We start from the raw sequence: 22,951 nt of genomic DNA, 5'->3' as shown, positions 1-22,951 counted from the left end.
CTGATATGTCTTTCTTTGCATTGGGTGTCAACCATCAAACAGCTTCTGTCGAACTGCGCGAACAAATCGCTTTTAATGCAGAGCGATTAGCTGCGCTATTGCTTGAACAACAGCAAAATCCTTCTTTAAAGGATATGGTGGTTGTTTCTACATGCAATCGTACTGAGGTTTATGCCATGACTGAAGATGCTGATAGCATCCTCAATTGGTTAGCCCAAGTGAATAATATTGATGCAAAACAGTTAATTCATCATGTTTATCGTTACGAAAATGCCCAAGCAGTTACACATCTAATGCGTGTCGCTAGCGGTTTAGACTCGTTGATGTTGGGTGAACCACAAATTTTAGGGCAAGTTAAAAGTGCTTTAGCGTTATCGAAAAATGCTGATGCAGTTTCACCTGAGCTGAATAGTGTATTTGAATACGCTTTTTATGCGGCTAAGCGGGTGCGATCAGAAACTTCTGTTGGTAGTCATGCCGTTTCAATGGGTTATTCTGTTGCTCAATTGGCATTACAAGTATTCAGTCGGCCTGAAAAATTAACGGTCATGGTTGTTGCCGCTGGTGAAATGAATAGTTTAGTGGCTAAACATTTAGCTGAGATGGGTGTTGCCAAAATCATTATTTGTAATCGTAGCCTTGAACGTGCGGATTCACTTGGTCAAGAAATTGCACATCAAGTTGATGTTGAAATTATTCCTTTTGCAGAACTTGCACAAAACTTACACCGTGCAGATGTTATTTCGAGTTGTACTGGCAGTTTACATCAAGTTATTAGTTATTCTGATGTCAAAGCTGCATTAAAAAAGCGACGTTATCAACAAATGCTGATGGTAGATTTGGCTGTTCCTCGTGATATTGATCCTAAAGTTGAATCATTAGATAACGTTTATTTATATGGTGTGGATGATTTACAAAGTGTCATTGAAGAAAACTTAGCACAACGTCGTCAAGCTGCGGTTGAAGCAGAGGTTATGGTCAATCAACTTGCAACACAATTGATGACTCAACAAAAAGTAAAAGAGGCGAGTGGCACGATTCAAGCTTATCGTCAGCACAGTGAAGAAATGAGTCAAATTGAACTACAGCATGCATTAGATTCATTAGAGCATGGGCATGCACCAGAACAAGTGCTGCAAGAGTTCGCACATCGTTTGACCCAAAAGCTTTTACACCCAACTTCAATTTTACTTAGAGAAGCAGCAAAAGCGGAAAATCCAGATTACTTTGAATGGTTGCAGCAGCATTTACAAGATGTGTTTGAGCACGAACGTAAGCCGAAGCAGTGATTGTATTAAGATAATAATTTCAAACTAATTTGTTTCGTTAATTCATTGAGTTGTTGGCGTAAATTACGTGATTCAATTAATGAAATCGGTGATCTAAGCTTTAATTTTAAATATTTCTCTTGTAAATTTAATGAGAAATCTTTAGCCAATTTATCTGCAATTTCAGGTGCTTGAGTGAGTGATTGAATATTAGTGCGCTGCATAATATCGGCAATCTCATGGCTATAGTTACTACATGCACCCAGAACGTAATAGGTTGCGAGTTCCTGATCATCAGGTAAATCATCAAATACAATATTGAGTACAGCTAAAACTTTAGCCAATAACTCTGTTTGATCAATCACCGCAAGTAATTCTTCAAAATGAATATAAAGGAATGGATGGTGCATTAAAATCGCAATTGCAAAATCTTCATCCTTGGTTTGAATATTAAAAGATAAAGAAGCATCGTGGCTAATTTGTGGGGTAAAGCGTTTGCCGAGACCCAGTTTTTCACGGAAAGATTGAGATAATAAGTATCGAAATGAACCATGTTTAGGTAATAAATCGGTCAACTCGCGTAATTCGCCCATGACCAAGCTTTTACCTTCAGGTGAACTAATATCATGTTGTCCTGTTAAATGAGCAAAAACGAAGTCAGATAATAACGGCGCTTGTTGTAATAACTTTTGAAAGTTTTCTAATCCTTCACGACGAATTAAAGAATCAGGATCATGCTCATTAGGCAATACAAAGAATTTTAACTCACGACCATCATTGAGCAGCGGAAGTGCAATTTCTAAAGTACGTCGCGCCGCTTTTTGTCCAGCTGCATCACCATCGAAAGCAATAGTGATTCGAGAGTTTTGTTTAAATAGCGTGTTTAAATGCTCTTCGTTACTGGCTGTGCCAAGCGTTGCGACAGCACCATTGATGCCATATTGCTGTAAAGCGATGACATCCATATAACCTTCGACCATGAGCCAATCATTAGCTTTAAGTTTGCGACCTTCATACAAGCCATAGAGCAACTGATTTTTATGAAAGACCTCTGAGTCAGGTGAGTTAATGTATTTGGGTTTAATCTCATCATTTAAGGCACGACCGCCAAAACCAACCACGCGACCTTTATGATCACGAATCGGGAAAATGACTCGCTCTCTTAATAAATCAAAATCTCGGCCACTATCACTTGAGCGAATTAAGCCAATTTTTTTTAAACCTTCAATATCCTGTGGAAATGCTTTTTCTAAATGCTGCCAATCTTCAGGGGCATAACCTAAACGCCAAAATTGAATAGTTTGAGCTGACAAACCACGTTGTTTGAAATAATTTTGTGCTTTCAGGCTGTTCGGCAATTGTCGCTCGTAATACTGTGCAACGTTTTCTAAAAGATCGTATAGATTACCTTCTTGTACGTGTTCATCAATATTAAAAGCAGGATCAAATTGTGCAAAAGGATCATCCATATAACGATCCATATCAATGAAATGATCATCGAAAACTGGATCGTTTACTGGTGTATCTGAGTTTGGCTGTTCTTTTATTTGAGTTGGTTGTGGTGCAACGACTTGGGGACTGCGCTTATAGGCGAGTTTTTTATTATCCTGATTATCTTTAGGTAATTCGATGCCGGTCTGACTTGATAAGTCTTTCATTACATCAACAAAGTTGCGACTATCAATGTCCATCAAGAAGCGAATTGCATTGCCATTTGCCTGACAACCAAAGCAATGATAATACTGCTTATCACGATATACATGGAATGAAGGTGTTTTTTCTTGATGGAATGGGCAACAACCAGAGTATGTTCTACCAGTTTTTTTTAACTTCACACGTTGACCGATCAAATCGACAATATCAGTTCGATCTAATATTTGATCAATCGTATGTTGTGGAATTGCCATAATAAGTGCTTAACCGTATTAAACTGAGAGTAGAACATTTTCAACAAGTAAGAATGCTATGAATTATTGTTGCATAAAATGAAAAACAGGCAAGAGAGACTTGCCTGTTTTATGAATCAGAAGATTACAAATTAATTTGCTGCGTCTTCTTCAGCATTATCTTTTGTTTCTGGTTTGTCTAATAGGCCAAAGCTCAGACGATTTGTCCAACTTGGTTTGTCCGATGTTGCAGGAACTACTGGAGTGGCAGTAGGTGTAGGCTCAGCAGTTTTTTCTGTTTCAGGTTTATCAAATAAGCCGAAACTTAAACGGTTAGTTAGACTACGTTGTTCAGTTTCGCTGCTTGTTTGATCCTTCGTTTGTACTGTCTTAGATTCACGACCCAATAAACCTAAAGTTGCACGGTTGACCCAACTGCCTTCTTTACGGGCTGCACGCAAATTCACTTCACCATTCGATTTAACTAAATTTGGATAGTTTAGTTTTAGGATCTCAACATATTGTTGTGAAATCGCTTGATCACCGAGTTTTTGATAGCTATAAGCTAAAGTTGCTAAAGCTTCTGGTGTTTGCGGTGTTTGCGGATAATGTTCAATCACCCATTGTGCACGTTCAGCAGCAGCAAGCCATGCTTTACGTTGAATATTGAAGCGTGCTGCATTCATTTCACTTTCAGCAAGTTCTTGACCAATAAACTTCATGCGTTGCGCTGCATCAACTGAATACTGGCTACTTGGGAAGCGACGAATCAGCTCAACAAAATTTTGATACGCGACCTTCACATAGCTCACATCACGGTGTGATTGCTGTAAAGAGGTATAACGAATCAAGCTGTCGTAATTCATTTCCATGTTGGCTACGCCACGAACATAGTAAGCATAATCGACATTTGGATGCTGCGGATTTAAACGAATGAAACGATCTGCAAGGGCTATTGTCCCTTCATAATCTTTTTGTTTGAATTTTGCATAAAGAAGTTCAAGTTGCGCTTGTTGCGTATATTGACCCGTTGGATAATAGGTGTCTAAAGCTTCAAGTGACTTCACTGCATCGCTGTATTGATTGCGATCTAGTGATTTTTGCGCTTTATCAAAATAGACTTGCTCACTTGATTGTGGCCCTTTATCAACCACATCTTTTTTACTTGGATTGCTGCTACAGCCCACAAATGCAGACGCTACACCTAAAGAAAGTGCAAGCACCGTAATTTTATAACGTGGTAGCGACATAAAAACTCCTCTGTTATTCTGGGCAATGAGCTACAATGGTGCTATTAAACCATTTTTGTACCGATCATCAAATGACTTCAGCACAATCTTCCAATTCAAACTTCTCTGAAACAGATTTCTTACTCGAAGATTCTGTGGATGCAGATAATCATAATTCCGACTCAACTGCAACACGTTTATCGTTGCAAATTCAACTCGATGAAAACTATTTAGGTCAACGTATTGATCAAGTTGCAGCATTGGTCTGGAGCGATTTTTCTCGTGAAAAACTCAAGCAATGGATGAAAGAAGGTCATCTGTTGGTAAATGGTAACATTGTAAAACCCAAGTATCGTTGCGAAGGCAATGAGCTTTTAACGTTAAACGTTGAGTTAGAAGCACAAACGACGAGCCAAGCTGAAAATATTCCCCTCAATATTATTTATGAAGATGAAGATATTATCGTTATTAATAAAGAAGTCGGTATGGTCGTTCATCCTGGTGCGGGGAACCCTTCTGGAACATTGGTGAATGCGTTGCTTTACCATGCACCAAAATTAGCAGAGTTGTCTCGTGCTGGACTGGTTCATCGTATTGATAAAGATACCAGCGGACTGCTCGTTGTTGCGAAGAATTTAGAAGCCCAATTTTCATTAAGTAAACAACTGGCAAAGAAAACGGTTTATCGTGTTTATGATCTTGTGACTTATGGCAATATCATTGCCGGTGGAACAATTGATGAGCCAATTAAACGTCATCCAGTCGATCGCGTTAAAATGGCAATTCTACCCGGTGGGCGTGATGCTGTAACGCACTACAATGTCAAAGAGCGTTTCCGTGACTTTACTCGTATTCAGGCACAACTTGAAACAGGTCGTACTCACCAAATTCGTGTGCACTTTAGCTATCTTGGGCATGGGTTAGTGGGTGACCCTGTCTATGTGAATCGGGTACGTTTTCCCGCAGGTGCTTCAGAAGCATTGACGGATATGCTACGTGGGTTCAAACGTCAAGCACTGCATGCTGCCAAATTGGGTCTCGTTCATCCACGAACAGGCGAAGAGATGATGTTCGAAGCACCTTGGCCAGAAGACTTCACTCAATTAGTGGAAGTACTTCGCACTGAGAACAAAGCATATTAAGTAGCGATCCCTAATCATAAAAGGGGATTTGTTCAACTCATCCCTTGAAAAAAGGGCGTTGGGAAGGATTTTATGGAATTTGTGCAGGGTTTGCCAAAAGGCATCTATGTTGGACAAACGCGGATTGAACATCCTCAAAGCATTGCAACAGCAAATGAAAACTTATCAGGTTTTAATTTGGCTTTGCATGTCAATGATGAGGCGCAACGAGTTCAACAGCATCGTATGATCTTGCTGAATCAGTTGTCTGCTTTTGGGGTTAATAAGCTCACATGGATGACACAAACCCATAGCACGATTTGCCATACAGTAAACGAGCAAACTTCATTTGTTGCGCTTGAAGGCGATGGTTTAGTTACCCAACGTAAAGGTCATGCCTTAATGATGATGACAGCAGACTGTCTGCCTGTGGTATTGGGTAATCATGAGGGAGCTGAAGTCGCTAATCTACATGCAGGTTGGCGTGGCTTGGCCAATGGAATCATTGAAAATACAGTTGCTGAAATGAAATCTAAACCGACTTGGGCATGGTTAGGTGCTGCAATTAGTCAACCTTGTTTTGAAATAGGTGCAGAAGTCAAAGCCATATTCTGTGAAAAATATCCTGAGTTAGAAAATGCTTTTACTACTGGTCAAGTGATGGGTAAATATCATGCTGATCTTTATGCAATTGCTCGCTTTATTCTAAATCGTTTGGGTGTTGAAACTGTTTTAGGTGGAGATCAATGTTCTTATCGACAAGGCAAAGATTATTTCTCTTATCGCCGTGATGCTAAGACGGGACGAATGGCAACATTTGTGTTTATTCAATAAATTGCATCTTGTCTGCTGTGGATTCGCCTTGTCTTTGTTAAAAATGTTAAACTTGATTCAATTCATTGGTTTTTAAAATTTTCCATGACTGTTATTGAGCAAGTTACTTCTCCTATTAAAGTTTGTGTGGTTTATCATAGTCCTTATGGCCACACGGCTAAAGTTGCACAATATATCGCTCAAGGTGCAGAGCAGGCGGGTGCTGATGTGCATTTGATTTCTGTTGCTGCGCCACAATGGGATTTACTTGATCAAGCTGATGTATTGGTGATGGGGTGCCCAACCTATATGGGAAGCCTTACCTCTGCGCTCAAACAATTTATGGAAGATTCTTCTAAGCGTTGGCTTGCAAGGACTTGGCAAGGTAAGCTGGCGGCTGGATTCACAAATGGTGGTGGATTGAGCGGTGATAAGCTTGCGGTATTGCAGCAAATTAATTTATTTGCAATGCAGCATGGCATGTTATGGGCAGGTTTGCCCTTTATGCCGACTGGAAGAAGTCCATTGGATATTAATCGAATGTCGAGTTTTTTAGGTTTAATGACACAATCTGACAATGCGAGTGTCGAAATTACACCTCCAGAAGGCGATTTGGAAACAGCACGTAAATTCGGAAAATATTTGGCAGAGTTAAGAGTCAAACATTCGGTCGTATAAAGATTCAATAATAAAAAACCTCCATTAATTGGAGGTTTTTTTATTATTTATGCAACATACGTGATTTATCTCGTTGCCAGTCACGATCTTTTTCAGTTGCACGTTTATCGTGTAACTGTTTACCTTTAACCATGGCAATTTCTAGCTTAACCAAAGGACCTTTCCAATAACATGCTAGAGGAACACACGAATAGCCTTTCTGATTCACTGCGCCCATTAATCTATCTATCTCACGGCGAGAAAGTAGTAACTTGCGTGTACGAGTTGCCTCAGGAACCACATGACTTGATGCTGACAATAAAGGCTGAATTTGTGAACCTAGTAAAAAAGCTTCACCATTTTTAAAAATGACATAACTTTCAGTCAACGTCATACGACCAGCACGAAGTGACTTCACTTCCCAGCCTTGTAAAGACATACCAGCTTCAATTTTTTCTTCAATAAAGTAATCGTGACGCGCTCTTTTGTTTTGAGCAATCGTTCCACCATTATTTTTTTTAACTACAGTTGCTTTCGCCATAATTCAAACTTCCACAATTATGCCTATTGTGCCGTAAAACGTAATCTTTTTCCATCATTTAGGAATTTCGCGTTTAGACGTATTTTTTGTTAAAATACTCACCTTATCTCATTCATTAGAGTACAACGCATGTCTAAAACACGTGTGATTTATCCGGGGACTTTCGATCCAATTACCAATGGACATGTCGATTTGGTTGCTAGAGCATCAAAAATGTTTGATGAAGTTGTGGTAGCCATTGCGATTGGTCATCATAAAAATCCAGTGTTTAGTTTAGAAGAACGTGTGCAATTAGCTAAAGCATCATTAAGCCATTTGACTAATGTTGAGTTCGTTGGTTTTGACGGTCTTTTGGTTAATTTTTTTCGTGAACAGCGTGCAACAGCAGTACTCCGTGGTTTAAGAGCAATTTCAGATTTTGAATATGAATTTCAGTTGGCAAATATGAACCGTCAACTTGATCCACATTTTGAATCAGTCTTTTTAACACCTTCTGAGCAATATTCATTTATCTCATCAACATTGGTGAGAGAAATTGCTCGACTAAAAGGTGATGTAACTAAGTTCGTGCCTGCAATTGTCGTTGAGGCATTTGAACGTAAACATCAACAAGGTTGGTAGTGTGTCTTTATATATAACGGATGAATGCATTAACTGCGATGTCTGTGAACCTGTGTGCCCTAATGAAGCAATTTATATGGGAGAACTGATCTATGAGATTAATCCATCACTTTGTACAGAATGTATTGGACATCATGATCAGCCACAGTGTCAGTTATTTTGTCCAGTTGATTGTATTCCGCTCGATCCCCAACATGTTGAATCCCATGATCAACTGATGGATAAATTCAAAAAATTAACTGCTCAAAAAAATACGAGCAATTAACGGCGAACTTTGGTAATATTCGCGGCGAAGTGGGCTGGACGGTCGCTGCTGTGGAGGTCTCCGTGACTGAAACAGGGGAGGAAAGTCCGGGCTTCATAGGGCAGGGTGCCAGGTAACGCCTGGGCGGCGAAAGCCGACGGCAAGTGCAGCAGAGAGTAGACCGCCTCATTCGTGAGGTAAGGGTGAAAGGGTGCGGTAAGAGCGCACCGCGTGTCTGGTAACAGTTCACGGCAAGGTAAACCCCACCAGAAGCAAGACCAAATAGGAATCCTGAGGCACGGCCCGTGCTGGATTCGGGTAGGTCGCTTGAGCGTATGAGTGATTGTACGCCTAGAGGAATGATCGTCCTCGACAGAACCCGGCTTACAGGCCCACTTCTCAAATTTTTTAAAATTGTGCTTGACGTGTGTATTGAAAGTTAAGATAATGCGCCCACAGTTTTCGGCTATGTAGCTCAGTTGGTTAGAGCACCGCACTCATAATGCGGGGGTCACAAGTTCAAGTCTCGTCATAGCCACCATTTTATAGACCACGCTCCTGCGTGGTCTCTTTTTGTCTATAGTTTTTATACTATTCAGAAAAATAATATTCTGACGTGATCATTCTTGTTTTTGTAGTTCTATAAAAAATGATCAACATCAAATTTTATTGTGAGTGAATAGGTTTGCTGAAAATTGATCAATTGATGATTAATAGCATAAAAACTGTTCATATGTTCTATATTTTCAAGATCATAGACTTGACCAGTAATATGGAAAACTAGATAATGCGCACACAGTTTACGGCTATGTAGCTCAGTTGGTTAGAGCACCGCACTCATAATGCGGGGGTCACAAGTTCAAGTCTCGTCATAGCCACCATTTTAAAAACCACGCTCCTGCGTGGTTTCTTTTTATCTAAGTAATACAAAAAAGTTTTACACCCCACCAAAAATTAACTTATTTGGTGGGGTTCTTTATAGATGCTTTTCGATTGTTTCTAAAGTTCGAGCGCTTTCATAGAATGGTTTGAGGATCAGTGTAATAATGGGTTCTAGTACGCCATGTTCATCAAGTGCTACTACAACTTTAGGGTAGAATCGCACAGCTTCATTTTGCAGATCAGACTCTTCAATGCCAATAGCAGCAAACACATCTTCTAAACTTTCATCTTCATAAAAGTCATAAAAAACTTTCACGCCATATAAAATCAGATCTTGAATAAATGAAGATTGGCGCAGTTCTTTCCAATATTCATAAATCATCACAAAAAACTCTTCAACATCAAGAGGAGTTACTTGTTTGGTATATTCTGATAATGGTTTTGCTTTGTTGTCATCCCAAATGTTACGTGCAAGACTTTCTAAGTCCTCATCTGAAAGCAAGCTGAGATCAACCAGCTGTTCTTGGATGAATCGACCAATGCTTTCTTCAAGCTTTTGTTCAATACGCTGCTGTTGGCGATGCGAAAAGCTTTTTAGTTTTTGTTGCCACTCATATTTACTCTCGGAAATACGCTCTTCATCTGATTGAGCAAATAATTTTGGTAATTTATTCTGCAATGTTGTAGTTGCAATATATTGGCATAATTGCTGAATAGAAGGACTTTCTTTTAAAAAATGATTGAGATAATGACGGATATTTTCTAATTCTAGAAACTTTGATAACCACATTTCAAACTGGTGATCAGAAAATACATCTTGTAGTTGTGCAGAAGATTGAAGTGAAAACACATGAAGTCTTTGTGCAATCTCACCGATAAATTCTAATAAACCCGCACCAAGTTGCATTTCAAAAGCATAGCGCTTAACAACTGCTTGTATCTGCTCAAGTTCAATCACTTCTTTGAGTTTGATATTCGGTGCATGCTGTAAAAAGAGCTGTATGAATTGTTGGAAAAAATCAGCAGAAAGTTGAGTAGTCAGCTGATTTTTATAAAAAGAAACTTGCTCAAGCATAAGTGCTTGAGCAAGTAATTGTGACTTTTCAGAAACAATTTTTTCAGTCATTCGCGGTCCATCCATTGACGATAGGGTAGCGACGTTCGCGACTGAATGCACGTGAACTAATACGTGGTCCAATTGCTCCCTGACGGCGCTTGTATTCATTACGATCAACTAATTTGATCACTTTCTCAACCACAGCAGATTCGTAACCTTTTGCAATAATATCTGCTTGACTAAGATCTTCCTCAATATACGCATACAAAATTGCATCAAGTACATCATAAGCAGGTAAAGAATCTTGATCTTTTTGATCTGGGCGTAATTCTGCTGAGGGCGGGCGAGTGATAACACGTTCAGGAATCACAGGTGTTTCACTCAGCGTATTTCGATATTTAGCTAACTCAAATACAATCGTTTTATAAACGTCTTTAAGTACTGAGAAACCACCAACCATGTCACCATAAAGTGTGCAATAGCCTACAGAGATTTCAGATTTATTTCCTGTTGAAAGAACAAGGTTACCAAACTTATTAGATAAACCCATTAACAACGTACCGCGAGTACGGGCTTGTAAGTTTTCTTCTGTTGCATCGGCAGGTGAGTTGCCAAAGAACGGGAATAGTGTTTGCATAAAGCTATTCACGATTGGGTGAATCTCTGCAATACCAAAGGTCACACCCATACGACGTGCTTGTTCTGTGGCGTCTTCTACACTCATTTGTGAAGTGTATGTATAAGGCATCATCACGGCTTGTACTTTATCTGCGCCGATTGCATCTACAGCAATTGCGAGTGTTAAAGCTGAATCAATACCACCAGATAAACCTAAAATCACACCAGGAAAGCCTGAGCGTTGCACGTAATCACGCGTTGCCATAACCAGTGCTTGGTAGATCTCAGCAAATGTTTCCAATGCAGGTGCAGTTTCAGACTTTTTGAATTGCTTTTGTTCTGCATCGTATTCAGCAATATAAATAGATTCTTGGAAGCTTGGTGCTTGGAGTGCAACTTCTCCATTGTTATTGCTAACAAAACTTGAACCATCAAAAATTAAGTCGTCTTGACCCCCAACTTGATTCACATACACAATGTTTAAATGAAGTTGTTTTGCTAACTCATTTAGGGTTTGGATACGATGCTGTGGTTTACCAACTTCATATGGCGAAGCATTTAAAACTAATGCGGTCTCAACATTGAGCTGACTCAATTGTTTAACAGTATTCAGTGACCATACATCTTCACAAATAAGTACGCCAAATTTATGACCTAAATACTCAAAAACTAAGTGTTGATGCCCATCTTGAAAATAGCGCTTTTCATCAAAAACACCGTAGTTTGGTAAATTCTGTTTATTGTAAATACCTAAAATCTGCCCATCTTTCATAACGGCAGCAGAATTATAACGGTTACCATCTTGGGTCTGATGGACAAAACCGAATACCATCACAATATCTTTAACTTCACTTAATTGAGCAAACGCTTTTTGAGTTCGCTTTTGTAGATTTGGTCGGAGTAATAAGTCTTCTGCTGGGTAACCTAACGTCGAAAGTTCAGGGAAGATGATTAAATCAGCCTGTTGTTGTTTCGCTAGATTTGCTTGCTCAACCATCTTTTGAGTATTTGCGTCAATATTGCCAATATGCGGAGAAAACTGAGCAAGGGCAATTTTAAAATTTTTCATTCAAACCTAATCCTGAGTCTTAATAAGTTTTGATATACAAGGTTTTGATTTATATAGGTATAGTTTTAAAAACGCATGTATATCATAGTGCTAAACAATCTGTGTCTTAAAGAAAAATGACAAGCCTAATAATATATACTAAATGCACATTTTTCTGCGTAAAAATAACAAGTTTTTCTGTATAAAATACTAAGATTTAGTGAGGAATCTTAGACTTTTTCATTTTTTATGTAGTTATGCTGCATATAGACGATTAAATTTAAGATGACTATATAAATTTTTTTCAGCTTATTATTTCACTCTAAAATGACACGTCTATTACAGTCTCTATAAAAACATATTTTGCAATAAAAACGACGTTTTTTTATAAGTTTATTTTTTCCAAAATTATAAATGATTGTTTGTATTGAATAATAAATTATGCAACTTTACGCTTTTAGAGATTGAGTGTTTTTTATACCGTTCGTCGGGAATCTATTTGCTACACTTGAGTGTACGTTTGTGCACTGCTATTATCCTAATTAATGTGAACGTCTGTACACTGTAATTCAAATAAATTATTTAAGCAGTTAGTAAAGAGAGGTAACAAATATGTCAGTATTATTTTTTCTAATCATCGCATCTATTTTGGCTATTGTTGTTGGTCGTGTAGGTACAGTCCTGCTACAAAATCAAGAAGCTTAACTACTCAATTTAAGAAGATTCTAAATTTTGGATTTATGAGGTGACAATATGTCAGTTTTATTATTCCCTGTTGTAGCTTTTGGTTTGGCAGTCGTTGTCGGGCGTATTGGTACAGTTATGTTCCGAGAAAAAGACAATAATGCTGAGTCAATCAATTAAGTTTGTTTAAAGAGGTAAAGATTATGTTTCCAGCTATTTTATTTCCTGTGATTGCCTTAGGTTTGGCAGTTGGAGTAGGGCGAGTAGGTACGATTGTTATGGATGCAATGCGTGTAGATTTCACAACAGATATGGATGTTGACCATGAACTCAAAACTGAACAAAGCAAAGGAACCGCTGTTTAACAGCAATTCTGACTTTTCAACTTAAAAGCCCTGTAATTTAACCTACAGGGCTTTTATTTTTATCTATGATATTTGGAATTTTCTTTAAAAAAATATCTTTTGCGATGTCACCTTGCTGTTCAATATTGTATGTATCGTAGGGTTTATCTTTAATAAGTTCATAATGATAGGGGTTATATTTCTTTAAACTTAAATAATACGCAGTTTGAAGTATTGCACCTTTAAGTATGACGTTGATGCCTTGCTGAAATTGTAGGATATGCGCAAGCTCATGAATAAATATACTTTTTAAGGGAATCGAACCTTTCGAGTAGTCTGAACAGAAATATTTTTGATGGACAAACAAGTTACCATTTGGAGCCATAAAAATATCAACGGGTTGCCATGGTAAGTAAGCAATATTAAAGATTTTCACCTCATCATAATTAATGAGATTACCAAAGACTTGTTTTGCCATCACAATTTCATCGACAGTGAGTCTGCGATATTGAAATTCATGCATTTTTAGATGAACAATCAGCTTGGAAAACAACCAAAAATTTAAATTTTCAATGTATCTATAGAATGAATGAATCATATGATGTCTGAAGTTATTCTATTAATATCTTTCATTTATTCTAGAATAAAAAAACCTCAGTTAGAACTGAGGTTTTACAACAACTAAAATAATAATTGCAAATAATAATAAGGTGGGCATTTCATTGAAAAAACGCCAAAACTTATGCGACTTATAGTGTGCGTTGCCAATCAGTTTTTTACGGTAATAACCACAAACAAAATGATAAATGACTAATAAGCCAACTAAGCCAACTTTCAAATAAAACCATAATGCTTCATGGTAATGTCGAGTTGCATCACCCCAATCTACAAGAAAATGGGCTGTAAGGAGTGTGGCGATCATAGATGGCCACATGATTCCGCGATACAACTTGCGTTCCATCACTTCAAAGCGTTGATGACTAATCGCATCCTCGCTCATTGCGTGATAAACATATAATCGTGGTAAGTAGAACAAAGCAGCAAACCAGCAAACCACGGCAATAATATGTAATGCTTTTACCCATAAAAAAGCATCAGAAGGTGCATCCATTGATAATCCTATGCGGGATTATGCATCCCACTTCTTGAAAATGAGGCAAGCGTTTACACCGCCAAAGCCAAAACTGTTACTCATTACAGTATTCAGTTTTGCATCACGTTTTTCAAGTACAAGATCAAAACCTTTCGCGCCTTCATCTAATTCTGTCACATTAATGTTTGGTGCAATAAAATCATTTTGCATCATTAATACTGAATAAATTGCTTCCTGAACGCCTGCCGCACCCAAACTATGACCCGTCATAGACTTCGTTGAGCTAAATGCAGGAACTTGACCTTCGCCAAATGCACGCTCCATTGCTTTAAGTTCAGTGATATCGCCTGCTGGTGTAGATGTACCATGAGTGTTTACATAATCTACTGTTTCAACACCATGTTGTTTTGCTTCGTCTAAGGCCATTAGGATACAGCGCGTTGCACCTTCACCAGATGGGGCAACCATGTCGGCACCATCACTGTTTGCTGCATAAGCAACGACTTCTGCAAGAATATTTGCACCACGTGCTTGAGCGTGTTCAAGTGATTCAAGCACAACAAAGCCACCACCGCCAGCAATCACAAATCCATCACGGTCAGCAGAGTACGGGCGAGATGCAGTTTCAGGAGAGTCATTGTATTTTGAGCATAACGCGCCCATTGCATCAAATAATAAGCTTTGAGACCAGTGATCTTCTTCACCACCACCTGCAAGCATTAGGTCTTGTTTACCCAATTGAATCAGGTTATAGGCATAACCAATTGCATCGGCAGAAGTTGCACATGCACTGGTAATTGAGTGCGCAACGCCTTGTAGTTTCAATGCTACACCGACATTCGCTGTAATTGTATTGCTCATATTGCGGGGTACGAAGAATGGGCCAATTTTACGAGCACCTTTTTCTTCTAGTAATTTCACCATTTCTGTCACAGAAGCAGTTGAGTTACCACCACTTCCGCCAGCAATACCATAACGAGGGTTATTCGCTAGATCTTCTTGTTTCAGACCTGCATGCTCTACAGCTGCAATCGCTGTGTTGTATGCATACATGGCACATACGCCCATAAAGCGCTTTAATTTACGATCGATATTATCAAATTCTTGAACTGCGGCTGCGCTCACATGGCTTTTGAAATTGAGTTCAGCATAAGTTGGGTTAAAACGTGTTCCCGAGATTCCATTTTTTAAAGAATGAGTGACCTCTTCTAAAGAGTTACCGATACATGAGTTAATGCCCATACCAGTGATTACAACACGTTTCATTTACAGATCCCTTTTATGGTAATACTAAGCCTTGTGCATCATCGTTATGTTTAAAAATTAGGAGAATATAACGATTGAAATGACTTATGAGTGAATGACACCATGATAACAGAAAGGATTTTCATTTCTTATGGCATATTTTATGTCTATTTCTGATTGAGTCGATATGGGTGCTTATGAGTGATGTTGTGACGAAACGTAATGAAAGTACACAGATAAAAGTTGAGATAAATCTATATTCAACCTAGTATTTAGCTAGAAATTCGCAAATGACAGAACAGAGGTACTTGATGACAAATTCTAAAAACAAGCAATCTTCAGGTTTATTGGCACAAGCCTTTGGAGTGGCTAAAAAGCTCAGTTCGGAATTGCAAAAATTTCAAGTTGCTCCTACAACTTCAAGTGCTGAACATGCTCAATCAGCCAATGTTATTGAAGGAAATGCTCGATTTAAAAGTCCTTTTGAAGTGGAAAAATATGAAAATCCACAACATATGCTACGCCAACAATTTCCAAAACTATCTCATCAACTATTGGGTAGGCATTACAGTAAAGTAAATAATGTTGCGACGTTTGTGTCTCCAGATTTAGGTGAAAAAGTTTCTGATTATTTGTTTCAATGGTTAAATGAGTTTAGTTCAAATAGTTCTCTAACTGAAAAAATTCTTGAAGAGGCTGGTGTAAATGACATCATTGAATTAACAAAAGATACAGGTCGTTCACAACGATTGAGTCAAGCATTAATTGAGCAAAATAAATTATTGGCATTAGCACAAGGTGCTGTGACGGGCGCAACAGGAGTTTGGGGCGCAGCGATTGATATCCCTGCATCAATTGTTTTAGCTTTAAGAACTATTTATCAAACTGGTCGTTCGCACGGCTTTGATCTTACTGATGAAAATGATCAAGAGATTGTTGCTTTTATTTTTAAAGAAATTGACTTGAGTTTAGTTGCAGAAAAACAGACTTTGTTAGTCGCATTGAAAGCTTTGAAATCAATGCTTGAAACACATGATTTACAACAATTCCAAAAACTATTGGGTTCAAATAATGATATTGAACTGGTCAAAAAATGGTTGGTTGATGATGCAGGTCAATTTAAGTGGGCGTGGTTAAATCAAATTCCACAAGTGTCTATGATTGGTAAATTGACTCCAATTGCGGGTGCGGCTTTAGGTGGTTTTTATAGTTGGAGACTTCTTGAAGATGTTGGGCAAAAATCTCAATCGGTTTTTGGTGCAGCACGTTTTTATTTAAACGAATATCCAACAGAAAACATTTCGGCATTAGATGCTTATTATAAGGCGGAAGCTTTATTGAGAAAGCAACCCACACGTTTATTAGACACTGAAGAAGTTAGTTCTAGTAAAGCTTTAGAGGCTGACGAACAAAAGAATGATGTCATTACCAGTGTTTCGATTCAAACAAAAGATGAATCTATCTCTAAACCACCTGTAGAGGGACAAGTCGGAGAGGGTATTCAACAACTTGCTGAGCAACATGTGGTTGAACATGCTCATACAGAGCAACAGCCTGCATTAAAAGTAGAGCAAGATGAATTACTTGTTGATGAAGAATCTGAAATATCAAATGAAAAAAAGTCAATTGATATAGAGCCAGAATCAACAAAACATAGTTAATTTTTCACTCCAGTTTAGGGAGTGGAAAAAACTACAAAAAACCTTGAAATGGTCAACAGTTGCTTTGTCTTACGATGTTGACCATTTTTAGTTCTTGGCTTACAATTATGTGCCCTTAAAAAGAGGTGTTTTTCTTTTTAAGGTTGTTTAATAACGGGAGAATTGCCAAATGGCAACAACAAATCAGTTGATCCGTAAGGGTCGTACAACTTTGATTGAAAAATCAAAAGTTCCTGCGTTGAAGGCTTGTCCACAACGTCGTGGTGTATGTACACGTGTTTACACGACTACACCTAAAAAACCTAACTCAGCAATGCGTAAGGTTTGCCGTGTTCGCTTAACTTCAGGTTTTGAAGTATCAAGCTATATCGGTGGTGAAGGTCATAACTTACAAGAGCACAGTGTTGTTCTTATCCGTGGTGGTCGTGTTAAAGACTTACCAGGTGTACGTTACCATACCGTTCGTGGTTCTTTAGACTGTGCTGGCGTGAAAGATCGTAACCAGTCACGTTCTAAATACGGTGCTAAACGTCCTAAGAAGTAATTCTGGGAAATTTAGCCAAGCAACCTTTTAGCGTTTCGCTTGTTTGAATTCTTCATAGATTTGTAATTCAAGCGACGTATAGTAAGGCCAGCGTAGCGTACATGACACTTGTACAAACTGCTGGATTATCCTGAAGTGTCATATTTTTAGGTGTATAAAATGCCAAGACGTCGCGTAGTCGCTGCTCGTGAGATCCTTCCAGATCCAAAATTTAGCAGCCAAACAATCGCTAAATTCATGAACCACGTAATGCAAGATGGTAAAAAGTCTGTTGCTGAAGGTATCGTTTACGGTGCTTTGGAACGTGTTCAAGAAAAAAACAAAGTTGACCCAGTTGAATTTTTCGAGACTACTCTTGAAAAAGTTCGTCCTATGGTTGAAGTAAAAGCACGCCGTGTTGGTGGTGCTACTTATCAAGTACCTATGGAAGTACGCCCATCCCGTCGTACTGCCTTAGCTATGCGTTGGTTAGTAGATGCTGCTGCTAAGCGTTCTGAAAAAACGATGGCTTTACGTCTTGCTGGTGAGTTGCTTGATGCAGCTGAAGGTAAAGGTTCTGCGATCAAAAAACGTGAAGACGTGCATCGTATGGCTGAAGCCAACAAAGCCTTCTCTCACTACCGTTTCTAAGCGGATAAAACAGTCCCTAATCAGGAGAATATTCATGCGTACAGCAGCTCGATTAAACATTGCTCTTTATCAAAGTGGGAGCTTTGCGGGTATTTAAGTTGCCTGCTTGGATATTTGTGCGCATCAATTTAATTGATGCGTCCTGTTTTAAATATAACATTTAGGAATGTAGACATCATGGCTCGCCAAACCCCTATTAGTAATTACCGTAATATTGGTATTTCTGCGCACATTGACGCAGGTAAAACAACTACAACAGAACGTATTTTGTTCTACACAGGTGTATCTCACAAAATTGGTGAAGTACACGATGGTGCAGCAACAATGGACTGGATGGAACAAGAGCAAGAGCGTGGTATTACAATTACCTCTGCTGCAACAACTTGTTTCTGGTCAGGTATGAGTAGCCAATTTGCACAACACCGTATCAACGTAATTGATACACCGGGACACGTTGACTTCACAATCGAAGTTGAACGTTCTATGCGTGTTCTTGATGGTGCGTGCATGGTTTACTGTGCAGTTGGTGGTGTACAACCTCAGTCTGAAACTGTATGGCGTCAAGCAAACAAATATAAAGTGCCTCGTTTAGCATTCGTGAACAAGATGGACCGTACTGGTGCAAACTTCTTCCGTGCTGTAGAGCAAGTTAAAACTCGTTTAGGCGGTAACCCTGTACCTATCGTTGTACCAATTGGTGCAGAAGATACGTTTGCGGGTGTTGTTGATCTTATCGAAATGAAAGCGATTATCTGGGATGAAGCATCTCAAGGTATGAAGTTTGAGTACGGTGATATCCCAGCTGATCTAGTAGATACTGCTAACGAATGGCGTACTAAGATGGTTGAAGCTGCGGCTGAAGCATCTGAAGAGTTAATGGACAAGTACTTAGAAGAAGGTGATCTTTCTAAAGAAGAAATCATCGCTGGTCTTCGTACTCGTACTTTAGCATCTGAAATTCAAGTAATGCTTTGTGGTTCAGCGTTCAAGAACAAAGGTGTTCAACGTATGTTGGATGCTGTAATTCAATTCTTACCTTCTCCAACAGAAGTTAAAGCGATTGAAGGTATCCTTGACGACAAAGATGAAACTAAAGCATCTCGTGAAGCATCTGACGAAGCTCCGTTCTCTGCACTTGCGTTCAAAATCATGAACGATAAGTTCGTAGGTAACTTAACATTCGTACGTGTTTATTCTGGTGTTCTTAAACAAGGTGATCCGGTTTATAACCCAGTTAAATCTAAGCGTGAGCGTATTGGTCGTATCGTGCAAATGCATGCGAACGAACGTCAAGATCTTGATGAAATTCGTGCAGGTGATATCGCAGCGTGTGTAGGTCTTAAAGACGTTACTACGGGTGATACATTATGTGATGAGAAAAACATCATTACACTTGAGCGTATGGAATTCCCAGAGCCAGTAATTTCATTGGCTGTTGAACCAAAAACTAAAGCTGACCAAGAAAAAATGTCAATTGCTTTAGGTCGTTTGGCTAAAGAAGATCCATCGTTCCGCGTTCGTACAGATGAAGAATCTGGTCAAACGATTATTGCTGGTATGGGTGAGCTTCACCTTGACATCATCGTTGACCGTATGAAGCGTGAATTCGGTGTTGAAGCAAACATTGGTAAACCAATGGTTGCTTACCGTGAAACGATCAAAAAGTCTGTTGAGCAAGAAGGTAAGTTTGTTCGTCAAACAGGTGGTAAAGGTAAATTCGGTCATGTATATGTTCGTTTAGAGCCTATGGATGTTGAAGAAGCTGGTAAAGAATACCAATTCGCTGAAGAAGTTGTCGGCGGTACAGTACCTAAAGAATTCTTTGGTGCGGTTGACAAAGGTATTCAAGAACGTATGAAGAATGGTGTATTAGCTGGTTACCCTGTTGTGGGTATCAAAGCGACATTATTTGATGGTTCTTACCACGATGTCGATTCTGATGAATTGTCGTTCAAAATGGCTGGTTCTTATGCATTCCGTGACGGTTTCATGAAAGCAGATCCTATCCTTCTTGAACCAATCATGAAAGTTGAAGTAGAAACTCCAGAAGACTACATGGGCGATATCATGGGTGACTTAAACCGTCGTCGTGGTATGGTTCAAGGTATGGACGATCTTCCTGGTGGAACAAAAGCAATTAAAGCAGAAGTTCCATTAGCTGAGATGTTTGGTTACGCAACTCAAATGCGTTCTATGTCTCAAGGTCGTGCGACTTATTCTATGGAATTCGCTAAATACGCAGAGACGCCACGTAACGTTGCTGAAGGCATCATCGCAAAGTTCCAGACTGGCGGTAAAAAAGGTGACGACGAGTAATCTTTAGATTACTATATTAGCCAACTAAAATTTAGTTAAAAAACCAAGTGCTCATGGGTGACCCTCATGAGCAGTTTATAAAGGAAGATCATCATGGCTAAAGCCAAGTTTGAACGTAATAAACCACACGTAAACGTGGGTACAATTGGTCACGTTGACCATGGTAAAACAACTTTAACTGCTGCGATTGCAACTATTTGTGCAAAAACTTACGGCGGTGAAGCGAAAGATTACTCGCAAATCGACTCAGCTCCTGAAGAAAAAGCACGTGGTATTACAATTAATACTTCACACGTAGAATACGATTCTCCAATCCGTCACTACGCTCACGTAGACTGCCCGGGCCACGCCGATTATGTTAAAAACATGATTACTGGTGCTGCTCAGATGGATGGCGCGATCCTTGTATGTGCTGCGACTGATGGTCCAATGCCACAAACTCGTGAACACATCCTTCTTTCACGTCAGGTTGGTGTACCTTACATCATCGTATTCTTAAACAAGTGTGACCTTGTTGATGATGAAGAATTACTTGAATTAGTAGAAATGGAAGTTCGTGAACTTCTTTCTACTTATGACTTCCCAGGCGATGACACTCCAATCATCCGTGGTTCAGCGCTTCAAGCATTAAACGGTAACGATGGTCCTTATGGCGAACAAGCTGTAATCGACTTGGTTGCTGCACTTGACTCTTACATTCCAGAGCCTGAGCGTGCAATCGACAAAGCATTCTTAATGCCAATCGAAGATGTATTCTCTATTTCAGGCCGTGGTACAGTTGTAACTGGTCGTGTTGAATCTGGTATCGTTAAAGTTGGCGAATCAGTTGAAATCGTTGGTATTCGTGACACAGTAGTAACGACTGTAACTGGCGTAGAAATGTTCCGTAAACTTCTTGACGAAGGTCGTGCGGGCGAGAACTGTGGTGTTCTTCTTCGTGGTACTAAGCGTGAAGACGTACAACGTGGTCAAGTACTTGCTAAGCCAGGTACAATCAAGCCGCACACTAAATTCGATGCAGAAGTATACGTACTTTCTAAAGAAGAAGGTGGTCGTCATACTCCATTCCTTAACGGTTACCGTCCACAGTTCTACTTCCGTACAACTGACGTAACTGGCGCGATCAAATTACAAGATGGCGTTGAAATGGTTATGCCAGGTGACAACGTAGAAATGTCAGTAGAATTAATTCACCCGATCGCAATGGACCCAGGTCTACGTTTTGCGATCCGTGAAGGTGGTCGTACTGTAGGTGCTGGTGTTGTTGCTAAAGTAACTGCATAAGCCCTTAAAGTAATAAAAAAGCACTCCTTTGGGGTGCTTTTTTATATCTATTGTTTGACAATATTTTGTAAGAGTGTCCTAAACTGATACCTTGCTGTCCTAAACTGCACTTAATTGATCAGCATAAAACCGTAATATAAAACTCAAGAAAACGAACAAAAGTGCTCAGTGAAAAAATCACTGAAAAGGAGTAGGCAGCATGAATGCTAAAGTAAATATTTCAAATCGTGCAGGTGCAAGTTTCCCTGTACGTCGTATGAATTTTGATTTTGATCAAGTACCTGAATATTGGATGAATGGTTCAGCAGGTCTTACACATTTTATGACTGCTTTATCAGCGCTGTTTCCAGATGGTGAGAAATTATTTATCGATGCGGTACGTGCCGTCCGTTATCATCCGACAATTAAAGATAATGCTGAATTACAGAAAGAAATTAGTGCTTTTATTGGTCAAGAAGCAATGCATACTCAGGAGCACGTGAATTTTAATGCTTCTGCACAAAAATATGGTCATGATGTTCGATGGTTAGAACAAATCACTGGACGTTATATTCAATTTGCGCTTAATAATTTTTCAAAGATTGTAAAGCCTTTTGGTATGACAAAAGAGATGGTCGATTTAACAGCTACGACCGCTCTAGAACACTTTACTGCAACGATTGCTTCAGAACTATTACGTAATAAACATATCCAAGATTTGATGACAGATGACACAATGTCATATATGTGGTTTTGGCATGCTGTCGAAGAAAATGAACATAAAGCTGTTGCGTATGATGTTTATGAGTCAGTGTTTGGTAAGGGGCTGAAAGCATATAGCTTACGTACCTCAGCACTTGTATTTGCAATGACATTGATCTTTATTTTGCAATCCTATTTTACTTTACGTTTGCTTCAGCAAGATAAGAAATTAAATCTAAAAGAATTGGGTATGATTTATAAATATGGTTATAGCCCTTCTAAAGGTATAATTTCAGGGATGGCGGGTGAAATGCTTGCTTATTTCAAACCGAAATTTCATCCAAATGATTTAGATACAGTGCAATTATTGAAAGATTGGAAAGCAAAACTTGGTTTGTAATATTTCCAAGAAAAATTAAAAATGAAAAGGACAATTTATTGTCCTTTTTCTTTTATTGTTACCTTTATACTCTTTAAACGTATT

Annotated in this window: 21 protein-coding genes, 2 tRNA genes and 1 other RNA gene; 16 read left to right on the top strand and 8 right to left on the bottom strand. The window is 39.0% G+C overall.

What is annotated here, in order from left to right:
* Positions 1-5 precede the first annotated feature (5 nt).
* Positions 6-1,289: a glutamyl-tRNA reductase gene (hemA, locus tag NGC85_RS12610; RefSeq protein ID WP_005057512.1), complete on the top strand. Its 1,284-nt coding sequence runs from the start codon at positions 6-8 to the stop codon at positions 1,287-1,289.
* A 5-nt stretch (positions 1,290-1,294) separates the two neighbouring features.
* On the opposite strand, the gene NGC85_RS12605 is transcribed toward hemA, so the two are convergent.
* Both NGC85_RS12605 and NGC85_RS12600 read right to left on the bottom strand, forming a co-directional pair.
* Complete coding sequence (locus tag NGC85_RS12605; RefSeq protein WP_254731610.1) at positions 1,295-3,175, bottom strand: DNA primase; 1,881 nt, start codon at positions 3,173-3,175, stop codon at positions 1,295-1,297.
* A 131-nt stretch (positions 3,176-3,306) separates the two neighbouring features.
* Positions 3,307-4,404: an outer membrane protein assembly factor BamD gene (locus NGC85_RS12600; RefSeq protein ID WP_254731608.1), complete on the bottom strand. Its 1,098-nt coding sequence runs from the start codon at positions 4,402-4,404 to the stop codon at positions 3,307-3,309.
* 71 nt (positions 4,405-4,475) lie between these two features.
* Between NGC85_RS12600 and rluD the strand changes: the two genes are divergently transcribed.
* The 3 genes from rluD to NGC85_RS12585 all read left to right on the top strand — a co-directional run bounded on the left by rluD (position 4,476) and on the right by NGC85_RS12585 (position 6,995).
* The gene (gene rluD / locus NGC85_RS12595; RefSeq protein ID WP_254805602.1) at positions 4,476-5,525 is read left to right on the top strand and encodes a 23S rRNA pseudouridine(1911/1915/1917) synthase RluD; all 1,050 of its coding nucleotides are present in this window, start codon (positions 4,476-4,478) and stop codon (positions 5,523-5,525) included.
* A gap of 72 nt (positions 5,526-5,597) precedes the next feature.
* Entirely contained in the window at positions 5,598-6,338 is a 741-nt protein-coding gene (gene pgeF / locus NGC85_RS12590; protein ID WP_254731606.1) for a peptidoglycan editing factor PgeF, read from the top strand.
* 84 nt (positions 6,339-6,422) lie between these two features.
* Entirely contained in the window at positions 6,423-6,995 is a 573-nt protein-coding gene (locus tag NGC85_RS12585) for a flavodoxin family protein (RefSeq protein ID WP_005056545.1), read from the top strand.
* 43 nt (positions 6,996-7,038) lie between these two features.
* Here the strand turns inward: NGC85_RS12585 and smpB are convergent, their stop codons facing one another.
* On the bottom strand, positions 7,039-7,515 hold the full coding sequence (gene smpB, locus NGC85_RS12580) for an SsrA-binding protein SmpB (protein WP_005056543.1): 477 nt from the start codon (positions 7,513-7,515) through the stop codon (positions 7,039-7,041).
* Between the two features lie 129 nt (positions 7,516-7,644).
* Between smpB and coaD the strand changes: the two genes are divergently transcribed.
* The 5 genes from coaD to NGC85_RS12555 all read left to right on the top strand — a co-directional run bounded on the left by coaD (position 7,645) and on the right by NGC85_RS12555 (position 9,261).
* Positions 7,645-8,136, top strand: a complete 492-nt coding sequence (gene coaD / locus NGC85_RS12575; protein ID WP_005056541.1) for a pantetheine-phosphate adenylyltransferase — start codon at positions 7,645-7,647, stop codon at positions 8,134-8,136.
* A gap of 1 nt (position 8,137) precedes the next feature.
* The gene (locus tag NGC85_RS12570) at positions 8,138-8,401 is read left to right on the top strand and encodes a YfhL family 4Fe-4S dicluster ferredoxin (RefSeq protein WP_005056538.1); all 264 of its coding nucleotides are present in this window, start codon (positions 8,138-8,140) and stop codon (positions 8,399-8,401) included.
* 26 nt (positions 8,402-8,427) lie between these two features.
* An RNA gene (rnpB, locus tag NGC85_RS12565) (RNase P RNA component class A) lies at positions 8,428-8,783 on the top strand.
* Positions 8,784-8,844: 61 nt separating this feature from the next.
* Positions 8,845-8,921: transfer RNA gene (locus NGC85_RS12560), tRNA-Met, on the top strand.
* A gap of 263 nt (positions 8,922-9,184) precedes the next feature.
* Positions 9,185-9,261 (top strand) — tRNA-Met (locus NGC85_RS12555).
* A gap of 95 nt (positions 9,262-9,356) precedes the next feature.
* Here the strand turns inward: NGC85_RS12555 and NGC85_RS12550 are convergent.
* On the bottom strand, positions 9,357-10,388 hold the full coding sequence (locus tag NGC85_RS12550) for a hypothetical protein (RefSeq protein WP_254731604.1): 1,032 nt from the start codon (positions 10,386-10,388) through the stop codon (positions 9,357-9,359).
* On the bottom strand, positions 10,381-12,006 hold the full coding sequence (locus NGC85_RS12545) for an NAD+ synthase (RefSeq protein WP_254731602.1): 1,626 nt from the start codon (positions 12,004-12,006) through the stop codon (positions 10,381-10,383). The genes NGC85_RS12550 and NGC85_RS12545 overlap by 8 nt, the downstream gene beginning before the upstream one ends.
* Positions 12,007-12,872: 866 nt before the next feature.
* On the opposite strand from NGC85_RS12545, the gene NGC85_RS12540 reads away from it, so the two are divergent.
* The gene (locus NGC85_RS12540; RefSeq protein ID WP_254731600.1) at positions 12,873-13,034 is read left to right on the top strand and encodes a hypothetical protein; all 162 of its coding nucleotides are present in this window, start codon (positions 12,873-12,875) and stop codon (positions 13,032-13,034) included.
* Positions 13,035-13,071: 37 nt separating this feature from the next.
* Here NGC85_RS12540 and NGC85_RS12535 read toward each other — a convergent pair whose 3' ends face one another.
* The 3 genes from NGC85_RS12535 to NGC85_RS12525 are packed head-to-tail and all read right to left on the bottom strand — an operon-like array spanning position 13,072 to position 15,372.
* Positions 13,072-13,611: a hypothetical protein gene (locus NGC85_RS12535; RefSeq protein WP_254731599.1), complete on the bottom strand. Its 540-nt coding sequence runs from the start codon at positions 13,609-13,611 to the stop codon at positions 13,072-13,074.
* Positions 13,612-13,671: 60 nt separating this feature from the next.
* Complete coding sequence (locus NGC85_RS12530) at positions 13,672-14,124, bottom strand: CopD family protein (RefSeq protein WP_254731597.1); 453 nt, start codon at positions 14,122-14,124, stop codon at positions 13,672-13,674.
* Between the two features lie 18 nt (positions 14,125-14,142).
* Positions 14,143-15,372: a beta-ketoacyl synthase N-terminal-like domain-containing protein gene (locus tag NGC85_RS12525; RefSeq protein ID WP_169110806.1), complete on the bottom strand. Its 1,230-nt coding sequence runs from the start codon at positions 15,370-15,372 to the stop codon at positions 14,143-14,145.
* Between the two features lie 290 nt (positions 15,373-15,662).
* Between NGC85_RS12525 and NGC85_RS12520 the strand changes: the two genes are divergently transcribed.
* From NGC85_RS12520 to NGC85_RS12495, 6 genes are all read left to right on the top strand, one after another.
* Positions 15,663-17,012: an EcsC family protein gene (locus NGC85_RS12520; RefSeq protein ID WP_254731595.1), complete on the top strand. Its 1,350-nt coding sequence runs from the start codon at positions 15,663-15,665 to the stop codon at positions 17,010-17,012.
* A 169-nt stretch (positions 17,013-17,181) separates the two neighbouring features.
* Positions 17,182-17,556, top strand: coding sequence for a 30S ribosomal protein S12 (gene rpsL / locus NGC85_RS12515; protein ID WP_004638184.1), 375 nt, complete (start codon positions 17,182-17,184; stop codon positions 17,554-17,556).
* Between the two features lie 159 nt (positions 17,557-17,715).
* Positions 17,716-18,186 carry a 30S ribosomal protein S7 gene (rpsG, locus tag NGC85_RS12510; RefSeq protein ID WP_003653285.1) on the top strand — a complete coding sequence of 157 codons (471 nt, stop codon included), beginning with the start codon at positions 17,716-17,718 and terminating at the stop codon, positions 18,184-18,186.
* A gap of 177 nt (positions 18,187-18,363) precedes the next feature.
* On the top strand, positions 18,364-20,502 hold the full coding sequence (fusA, locus tag NGC85_RS12505; RefSeq protein ID WP_254731593.1) for an elongation factor G: 2,139 nt from the start codon (positions 18,364-18,366) through the stop codon (positions 20,500-20,502).
* A gap of 93 nt (positions 20,503-20,595) precedes the next feature.
* Positions 20,596-21,786: an elongation factor Tu gene (gene tuf / locus NGC85_RS12500; protein WP_005050895.1), complete on the top strand. Its 1,191-nt coding sequence runs from the start codon at positions 20,596-20,598 to the stop codon at positions 21,784-21,786.
* 199 nt (positions 21,787-21,985) lie between these two features.
* Positions 21,986-22,867 carry a metal-dependent hydrolase gene (locus NGC85_RS12495; RefSeq protein ID WP_254731591.1) on the top strand — a complete coding sequence of 294 codons (882 nt, stop codon included), beginning with the start codon at positions 21,986-21,988 and terminating at the stop codon, positions 22,865-22,867.
* Positions 22,868-22,951: the final 84 nt, after the last annotated feature.

The sequence above is a fragment of the Acinetobacter sp. Z1 genome (assembly GCF_024296945.1).
Taxonomy (GTDB): Bacteria; Pseudomonadota; Gammaproteobacteria; order Pseudomonadales; family Moraxellaceae; genus Acinetobacter; species Acinetobacter beijerinckii.
Note: the sequence above shows the minus strand (reverse complement) of the source record. Positions and strands in the feature narration are given on the sequence as shown.